Raw genomic sequence first — 16,291 nt, 5'->3', positions numbered from 1 at the left:
AACAAAAAGGAAGTTGGTTTTCTAACCAACTTCTTTTTTTATTCCATTTTACGGCCAATCTCGACAATTTCTGCTAGTAAACGTATAATTAAACAGGTGGAAAGGGGGAAATAACATGTTACATCTCCAGTCATCTGGGAATTACATAAATGAGAATAAAAGTAAAAAGCGTACCAAAACAATTGTTCTATCCATTTTGTTTCTATTTGTTGCTTTAATCATTGCTGCGGCTATAGGTGCATATTATTATTACAATAAAAATATTGGACCGATCGATGCAGCTAATAATGAAAAAATTACGGTGGAAATTCCAATTGGTTCTTCCTCGTCAAAAATAGGACAAGAGCTTGAGAATAAAGGGTTGATCTACAATGGTGATTTCTTCAGACTCTACACAAGAGTTAAAGGAGAAGGCAACTTTCAAGCGGGAATTTACGAACTAACTCCTTCCATGGACCTTTCTGAAATTATTTCAGCACTGAAAGACGGAAAGATGTTTAAGAAGCCAGCTCTAACATTAACGATTCCTGAAGGATATAATGTCCCACAGATCGCAAAATTAATCAGTCAGAAAACGGGTTATAGTGAAGCTGATATTATCAAAAAAATGACTGATACATCTTATCTGAAACAGCTTCAAGAAAAGTATCCGATCCTACCTGATGATTTGATGAAGGATGGACTTTATTACCCTCTAGAAGGATTTTTGTTTCCTGCAACATATGATTTTGATGTGAAAAAACCGGCGTTAACAGATGTAATCGATAAGATGGTCGAACAATCTTCTGTTGTTTTAACTAAACATGAAACAGAAATAAAGAATAGCGGTTATTCCCTCTTTCAAATCATTACGTTGTCCTCTATTATAGAAGAAGAATCTCAGCGTGAAGAGGATCGTAAAAAAATTGCAGGTGTTTTTTATAATCGCTTAAGTAAAGATATGAAACTAGACTCCGATCCAACTGTTAAATACGCTAGAAAGAATTTTGATGTGCAAGTCTTATACGAACATTTAAAGTATGATTCAAAGTACAATACGTATCTTTATAAAGGTATTCCGATCGGACCTATCACTTCACCTGGTGAAAAAGCGATTGAAGCTGCATTGCAACCTGTTAAGATGGAGGAGCTGTTCTTTTATGCAAGACCTAACGGCGAAGTCATCTACACAAAAACATTAAGCGAACATAATGCTGTATATAAAAAATACAGAGACGAATGGAAGGTTTGGCAAGAAAAAGACAATACTTAAGCATGTTTCTGAGGATACTAGTATGTATTCTCTTTTTTTATGCTGTACAATCAACATGTTAAGAAAGCCTTTGAAGAGTGAACAATCTGTAATTCCATAGAAAACAGCCATAAAGAAATAGGACTCTCGCCTTCAAATAAAGATTATGTTACAATATACCGGTTAGTGTGAAGGAGGCGTGTTACTTTGGTCTCAAAAGAATTGAACCAATATATCGAAAAAATTATTCCAACGCGCTCTGAACAAGTACTAAAAATGGAGCAATACGCGAAAGAGCATAATGTGCCGATCATGGATCTAACAGGTATGGAGACACTTTTGTCCTACGTTAGATTGAAAAAACCGAAACGTATATTAGAAGTAGGAACAGCGATTGGATATTCCGCCATCCGAATGGCTCTTGCATGTGAGAATGCTGAAATTATTAGTATTGAAAGAGATGAAGAACGGTACAATATAGCAAAAGATAATGTTAGATCGTTTCATCTAGAGAGCAGAATTACTTTGTTATTTGGTGATGCGAATGAATTGCAGAGCCAAGTAGAAAACTATGCCCCATATGACTTTATTTTTATAGATGCAGCAAAAGGACAATATCAAAACTTTTTTGATCATTATTCCTCCATGCTGTCTCATGATGGCATCATCGTCACAGATAATGTTCTCTTTAGAGGGTATGTCGCTGATGAAAGCGGCTTAGAGAGTAGAAGACTTCGTTCTCTAGTAAAAAAAATTAGAAGTTTTAACGAATATATGATGCAGCATCCTGACTATCAGTCTTCAATCTTACCGGTTGGAGATGGGATGATGGTGAGTATTAGAAATTCTTAATGGGACATGCAGTTTGGAGGAGTAATCAAAATGGCACAAAAACCAATAGTAATTGGGGTTGCAGGTGGATCTGGATCAGGTAAGACGACGGTAGCAAAAGAAATTTACAGGCAGTTTGCTAACCAATCCATCTTAATCATAGAGCAAGATGCGTATTATAGAGATCAATCAGATAAATCAATGGAAGAACGATTGGATACGAACTATGATCATCCTCTTGCTTTCGATAATGATTTGTTAATCCAGCACATTTCTTCACTTCTAAAATACGATTCCATCGAAAAACCAGTGTACGACTATACAGCACATACAAGAAGTGATAAAATTATCCCAGTTGATGCTAAAGATGTCATTATACTGGAAGGTATTTTGATCCTTGAAGACGAACGACTACGTGATTTGATGGACATCAAGCTGTTTGTAGACACGGATGCAGATGTTCGTATTATTAGAAGGATGGTTCGAGATATCCGAGACCGTGGAAGAACACTTGAATCTGTTATCGATCAATATACTGCAGTGGTTCGGCCGATGCATAATCAATTCATAGAGCCAACGAAACGATATGCGGATATTATCATTCCAGAAGGCGGCCAGAATCTTGTTGCGATCGACTTAATGGTAACAAAGATTAAGACGATATTGGAAGACAAAGCATTATTGAAAAAATGAGGAACATCATCCTCATTTTTTCGGTATACAGTGACAAATTTCAGCTTTAAGCCATTTGGCAATCAACTAATGACCCATATTTTATACATACCCTAGCCGAATTATCATATAACGTAACAAGGGTACTGATTATTTAAGGAGTGAAAAAACAATGGCAGACGAGAAAAAACACTATATGACCTTAGAAGGTAAAGAGAAGTTAGAGAAAGAACTAGAGTTTCTAAAAACAGAACGAAGAAAAGAAGTTGTTGAACGAATTAAAGTAGCTCGCAGTTTTGGAGACCTTTCTGAGAACTCTGAGTATGATGCAGCAAAGGACGAGCAGGCATTCGTAGAAGCTCGTATCGTTCAATTAGAAAAAATGATTCGTGATTCGGTAATTATTGAAGATAATAAAGACCAATCTGATAACGTTTCCATCGGGAAAACAGTTAAGTTTAAAGAGCTTCCAGACGGCGACGAAGAAACATACATCATCGTAGGTAGTGCAGAAGCGGATCCATTTGAAGGGAAAATTTCTAACGACTCTCCAATGGCAAAAAGTCTATTTGGTAAAAAACCGGGAGATAAGGTTTCTGTTCAAACACCTGGTGGCGAAATCAGCGTTGTTATCCTAGAAGTGAAATAAATGTTTAACCTATTAGAAGACTTGCAGTAATATGCAAGTCTTCTTTTTTTTGCAATCGTTTAGGAACAAAAGTAGTGGGTGAGAATAGGGGTAAGGGGGTGAACCTATGTTATCAAAGAAAAGAACGAGGGTCGTAGCACTTTTATTCTTGTTCGCTATCCTTTTTCTCACGTATCGGCTAGCGGATATACAGCTGATTTCTACTACATCCTTTTCCAAGAATAAAGTGAACCTCATACAAGAAAGTGTTGATCAGCGTACGCACCGTTTTACGATCAACGATGGAAGAGGTTATTTTCTTGATCGAAATGGTGAGCTGCTCTCAACAGATGTAACAGCTCAGGTCATCGTCTTTCCTAATCTTTACTCAAGTAAATGGCCGATTGAGTCTATTGCTGACATACTGGATATACAAACAAGTAACTTTACAAAAAAAATCAGTGATCTAAAGAAACCGTCTGCACTCTCTCTTTCAGAAGAAATCAGTATTGAGCAGATGAATGAGATTAATAAACTCGAGATTCCCGGGCTCTATGCTCAGCTTGTTACAAAACGAAATCCAACTCCGTTCGCAAATCATATCATTGGAGCGGTTGGACAAGATCCGGATCTGATCAAAAGAAAGTATGAAGATAAACTAAAAAAAGGTACGGTTACGATAAGCACAAAAACAGGTAAGAACGGCATGCAATATACGTTTGATCCTTTTCTAATTTCGGAAGGAGAAACAGAATATATTTATCATGTGGATCGTCAAGGACATCCGTTGTTTGGACTTGATGTTAAATTCCGTTCGCAATCGAACCCCCTATATCCTCTTCACGTGAAAACGACGCTAGATAAGAAGATGCAGGAAACGGTAGAAAAAGCACTTGATGCTCATGGTGTTGAAGAAGGTGGAGCTGTTTTGCTTGATATCGAATCCAATGAACTGTTGTCGATGTCAAGCAGACCCTTATTTTCGAGTAAGACCATCTATAAACATGTAGATCATATGACGTCTCAACAAATTCCTGGTTCGGTATTTAAAATTGTGACAGCAGCAGCTGCTATTGAAGAAAATAGGATACAAAACGAGAAGACGTATGATTGTAATCTAAACATATATGGTGAAAAAGATGAGAGACAGTTAGGGATGCTAAATGTAGAGAACAGCTTTACACAAAGCTGCAACAGAACATTCGGAGAGTTAGCTAATGAATTACAAAAAAAAGATACGGATTTTATGGAAAAGTATGCTGAAAAGTTAGGGCTACTAACACACAATGGTTGGCAAGGAGAAGTCTATCATCTAGAGGCGTTCTCGCACTTTTATAAAGAAGAATCGGGTCAGGTCTACAACTCAAAAAAGAAAGAATCCAATTACAAAAGTTCATTAGCGACTTCTCAAACTGCGATCGGCCAGCTGGATGTTAAAGTTACCCCACTTGCAGTTGCTAACATGATGGCGACGATCGCTAGAGGTGGGATCAGTTATGAGGTAAAGTCAGCTAAAAGCGTGAATTTTGCTAATGGTACCGAACTGATTGAGTTTGCAGATCATAAGAAAGAGGATGAAAAGCTTTCTCCTTATACGATCATGAGACTTCAATCCCTGCTTTTGAACGTCGTAAAGAACGAAAAAGGTACTGGACACGCATTACAGTCATTGCCTTTTCAAGTTGCAGGAAAATCAGGAACGGCACAAAAAGGAGAGGATCAACGCTTTAACAATAAATGGTTTGCAGGATACTTTCCAGCCGAAAAACCACGTTTTGCACTAGTAATCGTAGATTTAAAACACGATACCGTTAATCGTACAATCCCTGTATTTCGGGACATCGCAATAGAAATCATGAAAAAAAAGATTGAATAATAATATGATCTCAAAAAGAGTAATAGGAAATAGTGTGCCTATACCACTTCCTCGTGGTAAAATAAAAAAAGTATTTTACTGAGGAGGATATTATGAAACGAAACCAGCGTTATGAATCAAGACTAGAAAAACGAAAACAAAATCGTTTTTTAAACATAGCAATCGGGTTAGTTGTTTTGCTGATTGTTGTTGTTGCATTCAATCTTTTCTCAGGCGATGATAACGAAACAGCTTCAACGAACAAATCTAATTCTGAACAAACTAAAGAAAACAACGAATCCAATAACAGTTCAATTGAGATGGAAACGGATGATTCAAAGTCTAAACCTGATAATGAAGATTCTGAGTCTCAGGATAAAGAAGAGTCAGCTGAAGATCAAAACAAAGCAGATGAAGAAACAACAGAAGAAGAAAAAACAGAATCAGAAACGCCTGAAGGTGGAGGCCCTGAAGGTCCATGGCAACCAATTGGAACTTCACAAACAGAACCTCATACAAAGACATATGATGATGGTTCACAAGATTGGAACGAGATGGTCCAAGCCCTTTCCTATGCGACCAGCATTCCACAAGACCAGATGACCATTTTTTGGTTAGGTAATGGTGGAGGACCTGATCTTTCAAAAGGTACCGTACAATCGAAAGCTGACGGTAAAAAATATGATGTTATGCTTCAGTGGGTACCTGAAAAAGGATGGCAGCCAACGAGTGTAGCACCCGTTCAATAAGATAAAAACAACCTGTTCTTTTTAGCAGGTTGTTTTTTTATATGTTTAAAGACCTTTTCGAGCAAATACAAAGAATCAGGTACAAAAAACGCTGAGGAACAATAGTCTATATAACGTTACAGATCATTCTTTTGTAATCGTAAAGTCGGCATGTATCTGTAATTTTTGCCAATAGAAAAAGATTTTTCATTTGAAAATTTTTAGTAATTATGATAATTTGGAACCTGTAAGATTTTAATTCATAGTATATTGATAGGAATTATATAAATTAAAAGGTGAGTGTGAAAAATGGGACGAGAATTTATTGATCTGTTTGATGAGTGGTCTTCTTCTTATGACGAAACAGTTTCAGGAAATGATCAGGAATATAAGGAAGTTTTTCATAAATATGATGAAATATTAGAAACAGTTGTTCAGCGTTCAGGAAGTGTTGTCCTGGAGTTCGGAGTTGGAACAGGCAACTTAAGCGAGAAATTACTTAAAAGCGGTAAACAAGTGATTGGCATTGAGCCTTCAAAAGGGATGCGTGAAAAAGCGTCCGACCGTCATCCAGATCTAACACTTCATGATGGTGACTTTTTATCTTTTCCAAAACTCGATCAAGAGATTGATACTATTGTAAGCACTTATGCGTTCCACCACCTAACAGACGAAGAAAAGGATCTTGCAATCGGACAGTATAGCCAGCTGCTTAAAAAGAATGGTAAAATTGTGTTTGCAGATACCGCTTATCTTCACGAAGATGATAAAAAAGAGCGTCATGAAAAAGTAAGATCTCAAGGGTTTCTTAATCTGTTAAAAGATTTGCAGACCGAGTATTATACAACGCTCGGAGTACTCGAAGATCTATTTAAGAAACATGATTTTGAAGTTTCGTTCAAAAAACTTAATGAATATGTCTGGCTGATGGAAGCGGTAAAAAAATAGACATTGGAGAATCACTCATGAAAAGAATCGGAATTATTGGTGCTATGGAAGAAGAAGTTGTTCTGTTGAGAGAGCAATTAGAAGACCTAGAAGAAAATAAGCTTGCAGGTTGTGAGTTCTACAAAGGTTTACTAAACGGTCAAGAAGTCGTGTTATTAAAATCAGGAATCGGAAAAGTAAACGCAGCGATCGGGACGACGTTGTTGATCCAACTCTATGGACCAGACGTTATTTTGAACACGGGATCTGCAGGAGGTTTTCATTCAGATCTGAACGTCGGTGATGTAGTCATCTCAACTGATGTGCGCCATCATGATGTAGATGCAACGATCTTTGGTTATGAGCACGGTCAAGTGCCACAGATGCCACCGAACTACCTCCCAGACGAAAAACTTGTGAATGCAGCGGAGAGAGCTGGAGCGAGAGTAGAAAACATTCAAGTTGCAAAAGGTTTGATCGCTTCAGGAGATTCGTTTATGAGTGACCATGCTAGGGTAGAAGATATCAGAGGCAAGTTTCCGGCTCTATATGCAGCTGAGATGGAAGCCGCAGCTATCGCTCAAACGTGTTATCAATTCAAAGTTCCTTTTGTGATCATCCGTTCTTTATCAGATATTGCAGGAAAAGATGCACGTGTTTCTTATGACCAATTCTTACAAACAGCATCTAAAAACTCAGCAGAACTAGTACAAAAAATCGTAGAGGAGCTGAAATCATTATGACAAAGAAAATGAATGTAGAAAGCTTTAACCTTGATCATACAAAAGTAGTCGCGCCTTATATCCGTTTGGCAGGTACGACAACAGGTGCTAACGGAGATATTATCCATAAGTATGACATCCGTTTTTGTCAGCCGAACAAAGATCATATGCCGATGGAAGGACTTCATTCTATCGAACATCTAATGGCGGAGAATATTCGTAATCACCATTCTACTGTAGTTGATATAAGTCCTATGGGTTGTCAAACTGGTTTTTATCTATCTGTGATCAACCATGATAACTATGATGAGATTTTAGACGTTCTAGAAAAGACGTTGAACGATGTTTTAGAAGCGACTGAAGTACCTGCATGTAATGAAGTTCAATGTGGATGGGCAGCTAACCACAGTCTTGAAGGTGCGAAAGAGATCGCGCGCAAGATGCTTGCTAAAAAAGACGAGTGGCATATTGTTTTCGGAGAATAGAGGACGATTTCAATGAAATATTTTAAAAACGTGCATGAGATGATCGGCAATACACCTCTTATGGAGATCACTCAGTTTTCACTTCCAGAAGGTGTTCGTTTATTTGCAAAACTGGAGTTCATGAATCCTGGAGGAAGTGTGAAAGATCGCTTAGGTGTGGAGCTGCTAGATGCAGCCCTAGCTAAGGGTGATCTTGTGCAAGGGGGAACGATCATCGAACCTACAGCAGGAAATACAGGGATCGGTCTTGCTCTTGCTGCGATCAATAAGGGGATAAACGTAATCTTTGTTATCCCAGAAAAGTTCAGTATAGAAAAACAAGAGCTTATGAAAGCATTGGGTGCGACCATCGTTCATACCCCTACTGCCGATGGGATAAAAGGAGCGATCAAAAGAACGAAGGAATTGCTGAATGAGATTCCGAATTCTTTTTCTCCTTCTCAATTTTCTAATCCGGATAACCCAAACACTTACTACAAAACATTAGGTCCAGAAATCTGGGATGCGCTTGATGGTCATGTAGATGTTTTTGTAGCGGGGGCGGGTACAGGTGGTACGTTCATGGGTACAGCTCGCTACTTAAAAGAAAAGAACGAAAACGTGAAGACGGTTATTGTTGAACCTGAAGGCTCTATTCTTAATGGTGGAGAATCCGGACCTCATAAGACAGAAGGTATCGGTATGGAATTTCTGCCCGAATATATGGATTCATCTTATTTCAACAGCATCCATACGGTCATGGATGTTGATGCGTTCCAAAGAGTTGCCGAACTAGCCAAAAAAGAAGGTCTACTTGTCGGAAGTTCGTCAGGAGCAGCGTTGCACGCAGCCCTCATTGAAGCTCGAACAGCACAACCAGGACAAAATATTGTCACGATCTTTGCTGACAGCTCGGAGCGATATTTAAGCAAGAAAATTTATGAAGGAGGCATCTGATAATGAAACGTAAAACAAAATTGATCCACGGAGGCATTCCTTCTGATAAAACAACAGGAGCTGTGTCTTTTCCGATCTATCAAGTAAGCACATACAAGCAAGAAGATGTAGGAGTGCATAGCGGATTTGAATATTCTCGTACAGGAAATCCAACAAGACATGCGTTAGAAGAACTGATCAAAGATCTAGAAGGTGGCAAACGCGGTTTTGCGTTTGGTTCAGGCATGGCTGCTATCACAGCTGTTATGATGTTATTTGATTCTGGTGATCATGTTATTCTTACAGACGATGTATATGGAGGTACGTACCGCGTGATGACGAAGGTCTTAAACCGTCTTGGTATCGATTCGACGTTTGTAGATACAACAGACATCGAACAGATCGAAGCGGCATTAAAGCCAAACACGAAAGCGGTCTATGTGGAAACACCTACGAATCCTCTATTAAAGGTTACAGACATCGAAGCTGTCGCTTCATGGGCAAAAGCGAAAAATCTTCTGTTCATGGTGGATAATACGTTTAACACGCCATACTGGCAGAATCCGATCGAATTGGGAGCAGATATTGTTCTTCACTCTGCAACGAAATATATCGGCGGCCATAGTGACGTTGTAGCAGGCCTAATCGTGGTAAACGACGAAAAGCTAGGAGAAGATCTTCATTTTGTACAAAACTCAACAGGCGGCGTTTTAGGGCCTCAAGATTCATGGTTGCTCATTCGCGGTATCAAAACACTTGGGTTGCGTATGGAAGCTCACGAAAGCAATACGAAAAAAATCGTTGAATTTCTAAAATCTCATCCGGGAGTAGAGAAGATTTATTACCCAGGACTAGAAGATCACCCTCAGCACGAGATCGCTAAGAAACAATCTGGCGGTTTCGGTGGTATGGTATCTTTTGATGTTGGATCACAAGCGAATGCTGATGAACTTTTGAAAAAGGTAAAATACTTCACACTCGCAGAAAGCTTAGGAGCAGTAGAGAGTTTAATCTCCGTTCCAGCACGTATGACACATGCATCTATTCCCGCGGAACGCAGAGCAGAACTAGGAATCACAGATGGATTGGTCCGTATCTCTGTTGGAATTGAAGATGCTGACGATTTGATCGATGATCTGAAAAATGCTTTAAATTAAATGAAGAACACATATGTAGAACAAGTGCTTTTACAGGCACTTGTTCTTTTTTTGTTGGTTAGTGTGTGTTGAAAAGTCAAGATCTAAGGAAGAATGTAAACCAGAAAAAGTCTCTTATAGTGCATAGGTGAGGGGTATAAGATACGTTGTGATTGTCGAAATATGTAAACTCGCCGGTTTATAAGGAAAACTCGCTGAATTAAGTCCAAAACTCGCCGGATTAATTCCAAAATTTCCAGGAATAATTCCTAAATATCCTGAATTATCACTTTAAATACCCCGCATCGTATAAACAGCTAACAGTTTCAAAGACGCCTCATTGAACCTTTTTTCGCTCTAATTTATAAAAGATATGTTCACCTTCAAATTATGGCGTAGGATGCAATTTTTTGATCACAATTTAGACAAAATTACTTCACGCTTTTGTCAAAATCTACTTGGGGGTATAGGGTCTTACCTATGTTATCCTTTATATAGAGATTAGGAGTAGGAGGTAGACACCGCTATGAAAAACAATGCTGAATTCATTCAAAAGAAAATCGCTGACTACCAGCGCTTCGGTTTTATTCTATTGGCTGTTAGCACGTTCTTTTATTTAGGACTAGTACTTCCTGTTGAAGACAAAAACTTTGTTCAATCCATCACATTAGGTATTGCTTCTACAACATGCTTGGGATTCACTGCACTTATGTATAACGTCGTTAGAAAATGCAAAACGCAATTACAAGAATTAAGTGAATAAACCATATAGATAATTTCACGTACCGTCCCTTAAATAGGGGGCGGTATTTTTTATGTCTTTAATCTTAATCTTTCCCACACCACACCTTCTTCTAAAGAAAGCGATTACGCAAATTTATTCTTTTATATCACTCAAAGAAGTTCGGTTGAGATAGTTTATTTCGCTAGAACAATGGGGTATGGATACAGAACGGCCGAAGAAGGTCATACTAAGTTTTAACAATCTATATGGAGAAAGAAGTGGAATTAGTGGGTATCATCTGGGCACTTATTACAGCAGTCTGCTGGGGAAGTATCGTATTAGTGAGCGAAAAACTTGGCGGAGACTTTCACAGTCAAACATTTGGAATGACACTCGGAGCATTGTTGTTTTCGATTGTTGCATTCTTTATCGTTCAACCGGATCTAAATATAACAGTTTTTGCGATCGGTATCGTGTCAGGAATCTTTTGGGTGATCGGACAGCGAAATCAATTTGCTAGTGTAGATTATTTAGGCGTTTCTAAAATTGTTCCTCTTTCAACAGGCATGCAGTTGTTCGGAACAACATTGTTCGGCGTTATCGTTTTTCATGAATGGAAAACAACAACAGAAATCATAATCGGAATCATCGCAATCTGTGCAATTATAGCGGGAGCTTTATTAACATCCAGAAGAAGTGAGCAAGGCGACCAAAAAGATAAACAAAACTTTAAAAAAGGACTCACCATCCTTTTTATATCAACGATTGGATATGTTACATATGTCGTTATTATCAGATGGTTTGAAGTAAACGGATGGCAGGCAATTTTACCGCAAGCGGTAGGGATGTTTATAGGTGCGCTTGTTTTATCATTTAAACATAAGCCTTTTAATAAGTACTCTTATCGCAATATCTTAACTGGTTTAATCTGGAGCACAGGTAATCTGACATTATTGCTGTCATTGCCACTTATCGGAATCGCGACTAGCTTCTCGCTCTCACAGACCGGTATCATCATTTCAACGCTTGGAGGAATTTTTCTTTTAGGTGAAAAAAGGAGCAAAAAAGAGATCATTTGGGTAATCTCAGGCTGTGTTCTAATCATTGCCGGTGGCATCATGTTAGGATTTACAAAATCATAAGGAGATGAACAATATGTATCCAGATTTAAAAGGGAAAACGGTTATTATCACAGGTGCCGCTACGGGTATCGGGAAGGCTTGTGCATTAAGATTTGGACAAGAACATGCTAACGTTGTAATTAATTTTCATTCAGATAAACAAGTGAAAGAAACAGAAGAAATGATAAAGGAAATTAAGGATAGCGGTGGAAATGCAATTGCTGTTCAAGGAGATGTAACAAAAGAAAGTGATATCAAACAACTTATTGAAAAAGCAATTGATGAATTTGGATCGCTAGACATCATGATTAACAATGCTGGTATTGAAAATGAAGTTCCTTCACATGAGCTCACATTGGACGATTGGAACAAAGTCATATCTACGAATTTAACGGGCCAATTTTTAGGTTGCAGAGAAGCGATCGACTATTTTCTCGAGCATGATATCCAAGGAGCCATAATTAACATGTCGAGTGTACATGAGATCATTCCATGGCCGCATTTTGTACATTACGCAGCAAGTAAAGGCGGAATTAAGCTGATGACACAAACGCTCGCACTTGAATATGCTCCTAAACGTATCAGAATCAACGGTATTGCGCCAGGTGCTATCAATACACCTATTAATGCAGAAAAGTTTTCGGATCCAAAACAAAAAGAAGGCGTATTAAAGTTAATTCCTATGGGATATATCGGAGAGCCAGAGGAGATTGCAGCGACCGCAGTTTGGTTAGCTTCTAGTCAAGCAAGTTATGTTACAGGTCTAACTCTTATTGCTGATGGCGGAATGACATTATATCCAGGGTTTCAAGCTGGAAAAGGGTAAAAGAAAAAGTCCACTTTTTAGAAGTGGGCTTTTTCATTTTTATAATAGGATTCCAGTTAACGTACCTACACAAAGTAGAATACCAAAAGCCATATGAAGAAGTGCAGTTAAACCAAGCGCTTTGTTTAATTCTTTAGCATCCCATGTGGAGATCGCAATCTTTAACCCTTTTAACGCGATGGGAAGGGTAATCGCCGCGATTAGACTCCAAAGCGGTAAGATGTCTAAGAATATAAGAGCTAATAAACTTACGTACGTACCAAGCATTAAGACATAGTATTCTAGTCGTGATGCTTTTCTTCCGATCAAACCAGCGATAGTGGTTTTACCGATCTGCTTATCTGTATCGAAATCACGCAAGTTGTTAGCATGAAGGATAGCCATAACAAGAAGGGCGTTAGGAATAGCAGCTAAAAAGATTTCTGTGTTTAACGTTAATGTTTGTGTGTAGAACGAACCAACAACTGCGAGAATACCTAGCGTACTTCCAGATGCGATCTCACCTAATCCGTTGTAAGCAAGCGCATAACGAGTAGCTGTGTAGAAGTAGCCTACAAGGAGTGACGGAATCCCGAAGTAAAGAACAACAGGGCCGGTAAGTGCAGTTAAAATAAGTCCCACGATAATACTTAAACCAAAGAAAATAAGTCCTGTGATATATACTTGGCGAGGAGTCATCTCTTTTCGGTCGATGACGCCTGATGGGCTTAACGACCCTGGAATATCCGCACCTTTAACATGGTCGAAATAGTCGTTCACTAAGTTTGTTCCGCACTGAAGAAAAAGAGCACCAATAAGTGTTAAAAAGAAAGTAGTCCAATGAATGCTTGTCCACTGCAATGCAAGAATTGTCCCGAAGATTACGGGAATGACAGATGCTGTTAATGAAAAAGGCCGTGTTGAAGCAAAGATGACCTTAGGATGTATCATTTGTGTTTCCCCCTTTACACTCACAATTATAGTAAAAGTTTGTGAAAGTGTACACATAATTATCTTGTAAAGGTATTGCCTATTTATAGAAAACCTCTCCTATTTTTGTGAACTTTCGATTTCACATGCATATACTTATCTAGGATAAAAAAACTCTTTACACAACTTGGTAAATAGTGTAAGGTTTTCTAAGTAAAGTAAATTATAAAAAGGAGGTTGAACAAAATGATGATGTACATTGATACAATCTACCAACTGAATAAGTCTTTACGTTCGACCGCCAATCAGAGCAGTGTGTCTATTTAACGTTATTTAAAAGACACCGCAGGTCGAATGCCTGCGGTTTTTTGTGTGCTTTTTTAACACCGCAGGGGTTATTCTGCGGTGTTTTTTTATACAACTTAAAGGAGGAGAAGAAAATGATAATGATTGGAATTACACTGCTGACTTGGCTTTTAACGGAGAAAGATTCAACCTGAGGAAAAAATACGATTGAAACGAAGGAGCTAAAAAAGATATGTTTACACTACATTTGTTTTTTGTAACGATTACCTTTTCTATTAAGAGGAACAGTCGATCTGATGAGCTTTACGCTCGCGATAGGGAAGTAAAAACACTTTATGAACGTGCTAAAGAAAAGGCATCTAATAATCTGTCTTCATGGCTGTAAAAAGTAGCGCGTGCCGGTTCGGCATGCGCTATTCTTTTATACAAGAAGGCAAGAAATAGGATAAGTTATCGGTTATCGCATTACCAATCCGATATCCAAAAGCGCTTGGTTTTCCGTTAATGATAAATGTACCTGTCATTCGGTAGCCTTCTTGAACCCCTTTATGAGATTGGAAAGTCATCTTAGGAAGTGATACATGCTTTTGATAAACACTTACATAGTTGTCATAACTCTGATGTTTGTCTTGATCAATGATGCAGCCGTTACCATCAAATATACGAACCGTATCTCCTTCTCTGCCAAAAACGGGTTTTTGCACATACTTTTCTTTGTTTTTTAAAAACGTGTCAGGTTCAAGGTAAGTAGGGATAAAATAGCGTTCGATCCATTCGTGTTCCTCACTTGAAAAGTAAGGAGAGCGTTCTTCATGTAATCCCCAAATGACGGCTAAAATGGCTTTGCTCTGTAATAAAAAGGCTGATGGTGGATTGATGATGGCCAATTTGTTTTGAACCACAAGCTGTGTTAACTGTAACCCTATATCCTCGTTCGTCACTTTATCTACATCTTGAATAAGAAGCTCAATCGGAAATGTCTGTCTATATAAAACATCGATTTTTTTCCCGTTTTGATCGAATAAACCGATTCCTTTTCGTATGACCAATTCTTCCAAAGGGACAAACTGAGAAGGAAATCCTGAAAGTTCTTTAAGATAAAGGACAGTCTGCTTGTCTTCAATATTTTCTTCATGTGCTGTAAAAACAATATGCGGGGCGTGTTCCATCTCCAAGTGTCGATATGCACTCAAGATGGAGGAGCGTATAGCATTCTTTAATTGCTTCTCTTTGTTTTCGTTAGGATCGCAATATCCGTGGTGCTTACAGATCAATTCGTTTACTTTAAAACATTCATAAATAAACGTGGGCGTATCGCTGTTAAACTCCATAATCTTATGTCCTTCAGGTGTTTCGATTGAATCAATCCTGCCAATGACCGTTTTAGCTAATGGTGTTTGATAGCGGAGAAACGAATTAAGAACCTCTGGGAAACCTAGAAGCTGTAAGGTATCATCTTCAATATTTTCAGATTGCAGAAGGGAAGCCGTCTTAAATAAGATATGACCACCTCTTTCACCAAGAAGTTTCGCATCTTTTACAGCGTCTTCTGAAATTTTAGCTGGTTCGTATAAAGCATATTCTTGGCCGTACATATCCGCCCAAAATTCAGGTAGCTGAATATAAAATTTTTGTCTATTATCTATATAGGTCATGCGTGTAATTACCTCCAAAACATACATATCAAACTGTAAACTGGTATGATAAACATAACAAATTATAAAGAGGATGAAAATAATGGAACTCACTTATTTTATCGAAAGAGACAACGAATATGAAGCTTTCTTAACGTATAAGATTCCAGAAAACATGCATAACGATGAAAAATATGCACGACAGCTCTGTGAATTTTTCGTAACAGGTGGAAAAGAGTACGAGCTGCAATCGAATGAGATGAAAGGTAGCGAGGAGATTTTAATCGTAAGAGAAGTAGGAGAAGCGAGAAGATTTACAGAGGAAACGAGTTATAAAGGAAGAGGGATATTTTTAGAATTCCGCTCTTATAACTCTTCAGGAGATATGCCTGTACTTCAGACGCAAGCATTAAACAGCCATTGGGATGTAATCCGATATTTATTAAAAGACGTAGTGGATATACCGGGTAAAGGACAGTTTTTACGCGATTCAGCTGAAATTGATGAAGACCGTGCTGTTTATGTGATATATGTCGGAGATAAAATTTAAGCATGTGGCGGATGTGATATGCTCCCCTTTAGGTAGACAGATGAAATAAAAAATCTGTTTATCTTAAGGGGAGTTTTTTTATGGGGTATTC

18 protein-coding genes are annotated in these 16,291 nt (G+C 38.3%); 16 read left to right on the top strand and 2 right to left on the bottom strand.

Annotation, left to right across the window (positions count from 1 at the left end; all coding sequences use genetic code 11):
- Positions 1-115 precede the first annotated feature (115 nt).
- From mltG to H9648_RS00025, 14 genes are all read left to right on the top strand, one after another.
- Positions 116-1,252 carry an endolytic transglycosylase MltG gene (gene mltG, locus H9648_RS00090; RefSeq protein ID WP_191751801.1) on the top strand — a complete coding sequence of 379 codons (1,137 nt, stop codon included), beginning with the start codon at positions 116-118 and terminating at the stop codon, positions 1,250-1,252.
- Between the two features lie 186 nt (positions 1,253-1,438).
- Positions 1,439-2,083 (top strand): O-methyltransferase, encoded by a 645-nt coding sequence (locus H9648_RS00085; protein ID WP_225218660.1) that lies wholly within the window; start codon positions 1,439-1,441, stop codon positions 2,081-2,083.
- 30 nt (positions 2,084-2,113) lie between these two features.
- Positions 2,114-2,755 carry a uridine kinase gene (udk, locus tag H9648_RS00080; RefSeq protein WP_191751800.1) on the top strand — a complete coding sequence of 214 codons (642 nt, stop codon included), beginning with the start codon at positions 2,114-2,116 and terminating at the stop codon, positions 2,753-2,755.
- A gap of 151 nt (positions 2,756-2,906) precedes the next feature.
- A complete protein-coding gene (gene greA, locus H9648_RS00075) occupies positions 2,907-3,383 on the top strand; it encodes a transcription elongation factor GreA (protein ID WP_191751799.1) in 477 nt (158 codons plus the stop codon).
- A gap of 106 nt (positions 3,384-3,489) precedes the next feature.
- Entirely contained in the window at positions 3,490-5,238 is a 1,749-nt protein-coding gene (locus H9648_RS00070) for a peptidoglycan D,D-transpeptidase FtsI family protein (protein WP_191751798.1), read from the top strand.
- 92 nt (positions 5,239-5,330) lie between these two features.
- The gene (locus H9648_RS00065; RefSeq protein ID WP_191751797.1) at positions 5,331-5,966 is read left to right on the top strand and encodes a YrrS family protein; all 636 of its coding nucleotides are present in this window, start codon (positions 5,331-5,333) and stop codon (positions 5,964-5,966) included.
- 288 nt (positions 5,967-6,254) lie between these two features.
- On the top strand, positions 6,255-6,893 hold the full coding sequence (locus H9648_RS00060) for a class I SAM-dependent methyltransferase (RefSeq protein ID WP_191751796.1): 639 nt from the start codon (positions 6,255-6,257) through the stop codon (positions 6,891-6,893).
- Between the two features lie 17 nt (positions 6,894-6,910).
- Positions 6,911-7,615: a 5'-methylthioadenosine/S-adenosylhomocysteine nucleosidase gene (gene mtnN, locus H9648_RS00055; RefSeq protein ID WP_191751795.1), complete on the top strand. Its 705-nt coding sequence runs from the start codon at positions 6,911-6,913 to the stop codon at positions 7,613-7,615.
- The gene (locus tag H9648_RS00050) at positions 7,612-8,079 is read left to right on the top strand and encodes an S-ribosylhomocysteine lyase (RefSeq protein ID WP_144698899.1); all 468 of its coding nucleotides are present in this window, start codon (positions 7,612-7,614) and stop codon (positions 8,077-8,079) included. Before mtnN ends, H9648_RS00050 begins: the two co-directional genes overlap by 4 nt.
- Before the next feature lie 12 nt (positions 8,080-8,091).
- Entirely contained in the window at positions 8,092-9,015 is a 924-nt protein-coding gene (locus tag H9648_RS00045; protein ID WP_191751794.1) for a PLP-dependent cysteine synthase family protein, read from the top strand.
- A 2-nt stretch (positions 9,016-9,017) separates the two neighbouring features.
- Positions 9,018-10,151, top strand: coding sequence for a bifunctional cystathionine gamma-lyase/homocysteine desulfhydrase (locus H9648_RS00040; protein ID WP_191751793.1), 1,134 nt, complete (start codon positions 9,018-9,020; stop codon positions 10,149-10,151).
- Between the two features lie 505 nt (positions 10,152-10,656).
- Positions 10,657-10,893 (top strand): YrhC family protein, encoded by a 237-nt coding sequence (locus H9648_RS00035; RefSeq protein WP_191751792.1) that lies wholly within the window; start codon positions 10,657-10,659, stop codon positions 10,891-10,893.
- Positions 10,894-11,141: 248 nt separating this feature from the next.
- Positions 11,142-11,996 carry a GRP family sugar transporter gene (locus H9648_RS00030; protein WP_191752634.1) on the top strand — a complete coding sequence of 285 codons (855 nt, stop codon included), beginning with the start codon at positions 11,142-11,144 and terminating at the stop codon, positions 11,994-11,996.
- A 13-nt stretch (positions 11,997-12,009) separates the two neighbouring features.
- Positions 12,010-12,801, top strand: a complete 792-nt coding sequence (locus H9648_RS00025) for a glucose 1-dehydrogenase (RefSeq protein WP_191751791.1) — start codon at positions 12,010-12,012, stop codon at positions 12,799-12,801.
- A gap of 39 nt (positions 12,802-12,840) precedes the next feature.
- Here H9648_RS00025 and menA read toward each other — a convergent pair whose 3' ends face one another.
- Positions 12,841-13,731 carry a 1,4-dihydroxy-2-naphthoate octaprenyltransferase gene (menA, locus tag H9648_RS00020; protein WP_191751790.1) on the bottom strand — a complete coding sequence of 297 codons (891 nt, stop codon included), beginning with the start codon at positions 13,729-13,731 and terminating at the stop codon, positions 12,841-12,843.
- Positions 13,732-14,248: 517 nt separating this feature from the next.
- Between menA and H9648_RS00015 the strand changes: the two genes are divergently transcribed.
- On the top strand, positions 14,249-14,401 hold the full coding sequence (locus H9648_RS00015) for a YrzI family small protein (protein ID WP_191751789.1): 153 nt from the start codon (positions 14,249-14,251) through the stop codon (positions 14,399-14,401).
- A gap of 28 nt (positions 14,402-14,429) precedes the next feature.
- Here H9648_RS00015 and H9648_RS00010 read toward each other — a convergent pair whose 3' ends face one another.
- Positions 14,430-15,671: a glutathionylspermidine synthase family protein gene (locus H9648_RS00010; RefSeq protein ID WP_191751788.1), complete on the bottom strand. Its 1,242-nt coding sequence runs from the start codon at positions 15,669-15,671 to the stop codon at positions 14,430-14,432.
- Between the two features lie 82 nt (positions 15,672-15,753).
- Here H9648_RS00010 and H9648_RS00005 point away from each other — a divergent pair, with 82 nt between their 5' ends.
- Entirely contained in the window at positions 15,754-16,200 is a 447-nt protein-coding gene (locus H9648_RS00005) for an RNA helicase (RefSeq protein WP_225218659.1), read from the top strand.
- The last annotated feature ends 91 nt before the right edge of the window (positions 16,201-16,291 follow it).

The organism is Fictibacillus norfolkensis, assembly GCF_014836645.1.
Taxonomy (GTDB): domain Bacteria; phylum Bacillota; class Bacilli; order Bacillales; family Fictibacillaceae; genus Fictibacillus; species Fictibacillus norfolkensis.
Note: the sequence above shows the minus strand (reverse complement) of the source record. Positions and strands in the feature narration are given on the sequence as shown.

Coding starts and splice junctions, on each gene's coding strand:
- mltG (WP_191751801.1), top strand. CDS start 116: ATGTTACATCTCCAGTCATCTGGGAATTACATAAATGAGAATAAAAGT.
- udk (WP_191751800.1), top strand. CDS start 2,114: ATGGCACAAAAACCAATAGTAATTGGGGTTGCAGGTGGATCTGGATCA.
- greA (WP_191751799.1), top strand. CDS start 2,907: ATGGCAGACGAGAAAAAACACTATATGACCTTAGAAGGTAAAGAGAAG.
- H9648_RS00070 (WP_191751798.1), top strand. CDS start 3,490: ATGTTATCAAAGAAAAGAACGAGGGTCGTAGCACTTTTATTCTTGTTC.
- H9648_RS00065 (WP_191751797.1), top strand. CDS start 5,331: ATGAAACGAAACCAGCGTTATGAATCAAGACTAGAAAAACGAAAACAA.
- H9648_RS00060 (WP_191751796.1), top strand. CDS start 6,255: ATGGGACGAGAATTTATTGATCTGTTTGATGAGTGGTCTTCTTCTTAT.
- mtnN (WP_191751795.1), top strand. CDS start 6,911: ATGAAAAGAATCGGAATTATTGGTGCTATGGAAGAAGAAGTTGTTCTG.
- H9648_RS00050 (WP_144698899.1), top strand. CDS start 7,612: ATGACAAAGAAAATGAATGTAGAAAGCTTTAACCTTGATCATACAAAA.
- H9648_RS00045 (WP_191751794.1), top strand. CDS start 8,092: ATGAAATATTTTAAAAACGTGCATGAGATGATCGGCAATACACCTCTT.
- H9648_RS00040 (WP_191751793.1), top strand. CDS start 9,018: ATGAAACGTAAAACAAAATTGATCCACGGAGGCATTCCTTCTGATAAA.
- H9648_RS00035 (WP_191751792.1), top strand. CDS start 10,657: ATGAAAAACAATGCTGAATTCATTCAAAAGAAAATCGCTGACTACCAG.
- H9648_RS00025 (WP_191751791.1), top strand. CDS start 12,010: ATGTATCCAGATTTAAAAGGGAAAACGGTTATTATCACAGGTGCCGCT.
- menA (WP_191751790.1), bottom strand. CDS start 13,731: ATGATACATCCTAAGGTCATCTTTGCTTCAACACGGCCTTTTTCATTA.
- H9648_RS00015 (WP_191751789.1), top strand. CDS start 14,249: ATGTTTACACTACATTTGTTTTTTGTAACGATTACCTTTTCTATTAAG.
- H9648_RS00010 (WP_191751788.1), bottom strand. CDS start 15,671: ATGACCTATATAGATAATAGACAAAAATTTTATATTCAGCTACCTGAA.
- H9648_RS00005 (WP_225218659.1), top strand. CDS start 15,754: ATGGAACTCACTTATTTTATCGAAAGAGACAACGAATATGAAGCTTTC.